Here is a 2,820-nt window from a genome sequence, read left to right as displayed (position 1 = left end):
TGGATTGCTGTCGCGGTATTATTGTCCGCAGCCGTCGTCGGAAATTATCTTCTTGACGATCTTTCCGTGGTTCTGCGCGCAGTTGGTGTCGTAGTGCTAGTCGCTGCTGCTGGCTTCGTTGCCGCACAGACAGGCAAAGGCAAAACCTTCTTAGGTTTCGCTAAAGAAAGTCGTACGGAAGTTCGTAAAGTCGTATGGCCAACGCGTAAAGAAGCATCACAAACGACACTAATCGTGATTGTAGCAACCATTATTGTTGCTCTGATTTTGTGGGGCTTAGACGGCATTTTTGTTCGTGTTGTCGGTCTGGCAACCGGTATTCGTGTCTAAGGAGACCTTTCGATGACCGAACCCAAGAAAAAACGTTGGTATGTGGTGCAAGCTTTTTCCGGTTACGAAGGCCGAGTTGCTAAGACGCTTGCTGAATACATCAAAACGCACGGCATGGAAGAGAAGTTTGGCCAGATTTTAGTGCCAACTGAGCAAGTCGTGGAAATGCGTGGTTCGCAGCGTCGCAAGGCTGAGCGTAAGTTTTTCCCAGGTTATGTTCTGGTGGAAATGGCCATGGACGAAGACACCTGGCACCTAGTCAAGAGCACGCCTCGTGTGCTTGGCTTTATCGGTGGTACAGCTGAGCGTCCAGCACCTATTTCGCAAAAAGAAGCGGATTTAATCTTGAACCGGATCAGCGAAAATGCTGACCGTCCGCGGCCGAAAACCTTGTTCGAGCCGGGTGAAGTGGTTCGCGTCAATGACGGACCATTCGCTGACTTCAACGGTACAGTTGAAGAAGTGGATTACGACAAGAGCCGCATGAAAGTTTCTGTTTCTATTTTCGGTCGGTCTACGCCGGTTGATTTAGATTTCAGTCAAGTCGAAAAGACTTGATCCCGTTGGCGGATTACTATACAATCCGCCTCCGTTTTTTCACATTTGGGAAGCCGTTTGAGTAAGTCTCCTCTTGGCTTACGAGGCGTTTTACCCTTTATAATAGAGGTCTATCATGGCTAAGAAAGTTTCCGCCATCATCAAGCTGCAAGTAGCAGCTGGTGCGGCAAACCCGTCACCACCCGTTGGTCCTGCACTAGGTCAACACGGTGTGAACATCATGGAATTCTGTAAAGCATTCAACGCTTCTACTGACCAGCTTGAAAAAGGCGCGCCAGTTCCTGTTGAAATTACAGTATTTGAAGATCGTTCATTTACCTTCATCACCAAAACTCCTCCTGCAGCCTTCTTGCTGAAAAAAGCAGCCGGCATCAAGAGTGGTTCAGGCCGTCCTAACACTGAGAAAGTGGGAACTGTTACCCGTGCTCAGTTGGAAGAGATTGCTAAAACAAAAGAGCCAGATTTGACTGCAGCTGACCTCGACGCCGCTGTGCGTACTATCGCAGGTTCTGCTCGTTCAATGGGCCTGAAGGTAGAGGGGTAATCACCATGGCACGTTTAACCAAACGTATGAAAGCAATTCGTGAAGCTGTTGATAACACTCGCGATTACGATTTTAACGAAGCTGTTGCTTTACTGAAAAAGTTAGCAACTGCTAAGTTCACTGAAAGCGTTGACGTTGCAGTGAACTTGGGCATCGACGCTCGTAAATCTGACCAAAACGTTCGTGGTGCAACTGTACTACCTAACGGTACTGGTCGTGACGTTCGCGTTGCCGTATTTACTTCTGGCGCAAATGCAGACAAAGCAAAAGCTGCTGGTGCAGAACTGGTCGGCATGGAAGACCTTGCTGAGCAAGTGAAGAAAGGCGAAATGAACTTTGACGTCGTTATCGCTTCTCCAGACGCTATGCGTGTTGTTGGCCAGTTGGGTCAAATCTTAGGTCCACGTGGCCTAATGCCAAACCCGAAAACCGGTACGGTTACCCCTGACGTAGAAACTGCAGTTAAAAATGCAAAAGCGGGTCAGGTGCGGTATCGTAACGACAAGAACGGTATTATTCACTGCACGATCGGTCGTGTAGATTTTGAAGACGCGAAGCTGAAAGAGAACTTAGAAGCATTGATTGGCGCGCTGAAAAAAGCCAAGCCATCTTCTGCGAAAGGTACTTATATCGGCCGTGTTAGCCTGTCGACCACTATGGGCGCAGGTGTACGTATCGACCAAGGTTCTTTGGACGTACGTAACTAAAATCTGTAAAAGTTTTAGGGTTGGAGTCGCCTCTCAGTACGATGTGGCTCCCATCCAAGACCGCAGGCGCTCATAACGAGATGTTATAAGCTTAATCATGAAAGCCCGCGCAGATGGTGATATCCGACTCAGACTCTCTGGGTAGAGATTCACCGTAACAAAGCGATGAAGGCGGTTTTATGACCAAATTCATCACATTGTAACGTTCGGGAGGCGAGCCTTGGCTCAATCCCCAAAGAAGAGGTGATACTAGTGGCACTAGGTTTAGGCGCAAAAAAGGCAATCGTTAAGGAAATTAACGACGTTGCTTCAGAAGCACTATCCGTCGCTGTTGCTGAGTATCGTGGAATGGAAGTTGCAGAACTGACCGCACTTCGCCGCAAGGCACGTGAGCAGGGCGTATATCTGAAAGTTATTCGGAATACTCTTGCTAAGCGCGCACTTGAAGGTACGAAGTTCGAAGATATCGAGCCTGCACTGAAAGGTCCATTGGTTTATGGGTTCTCTATTGACGCTCCGGGCACTGCTGCTCGTTTGTTCAAAGACGCTCAGAAAGAATCAAAGCACCTGAAAGTAACAGCTCTGTCTATCGGTTCTGGTTTGCTCGGCGCAGACAAGCTCGAAGCCGTTGCATCACTTCCGACACGCGACGAAGCGTTGGCAAAATTGCTTGCTACCTTC

General features: G+C 48.6%; 5 protein-coding genes. All 5 read left to right on the top strand.

The genetic code is table 11. The features are described 5' to 3' along the window. On the top strand, window positions 1-330 hold a 330-nt coding region (gene secE, locus J5F18_RS20565), incomplete at its 5' end, for a preprotein translocase subunit SecE (protein ID WP_346300331.1). A 12-nt stretch (window positions 331-342) separates the two neighbouring features. Next, on the top strand, window positions 343-888 hold the full coding sequence (gene nusG / locus J5F18_RS20560) for a transcription termination/antitermination protein NusG (RefSeq protein WP_126794709.1): 546 nt from the start codon (window positions 343-345) through the stop codon (window positions 886-888). 115 nt (window positions 889-1,003) lie between these two features. Further along, the gene (gene rplK / locus J5F18_RS20555; protein WP_126794708.1) at window positions 1,004-1,432 is read left to right on the top strand and encodes a 50S ribosomal protein L11; all 429 of its coding nucleotides are present in this window, start codon (window positions 1,004-1,006) and stop codon (window positions 1,430-1,432) included. A 5-nt stretch (window positions 1,433-1,437) separates the two neighbouring features. Continuing rightward, the gene (rplA, locus tag J5F18_RS20550) at window positions 1,438-2,139 is read left to right on the top strand and encodes a 50S ribosomal protein L1 (protein WP_346300330.1); all 702 of its coding nucleotides are present in this window, start codon (window positions 1,438-1,440) and stop codon (window positions 2,137-2,139) included. Window positions 2,140-2,391: 252 nt separating this feature from the next. Continuing rightward, the coding region (gene rplJ, locus J5F18_RS20545) for a 50S ribosomal protein L10 (RefSeq protein ID WP_346300329.1) at window positions 2,392-2,820 on the top strand (429 nt) is incomplete at its 3' end.

The sequence above is a fragment of the Halomonas sp. BM-2019 genome (assembly GCF_017584085.1).
The sequence above is the reverse complement of the archived record's forward strand: the minus strand, read 5'-3'. Positions and strand labels throughout refer to the sequence as shown.

Bases quoted from the DNA above. Each gene is read 5' to 3' on its own strand.
- rplA (WP_346300330.1), top strand. From the start codon at position 1,438: ATGGCACGTTTAACCAAACGTATGAAAGCAATTCGTGAAGCTGTTGAT.
- rplK (WP_126794708.1), top strand. From the start codon at position 1,004: ATGGCTAAGAAAGTTTCCGCCATCATCAAGCTGCAAGTAGCAGCTGGT.
- nusG (WP_126794709.1), top strand. From the start codon at position 343: ATGACCGAACCCAAGAAAAAACGTTGGTATGTGGTGCAAGCTTTTTCC.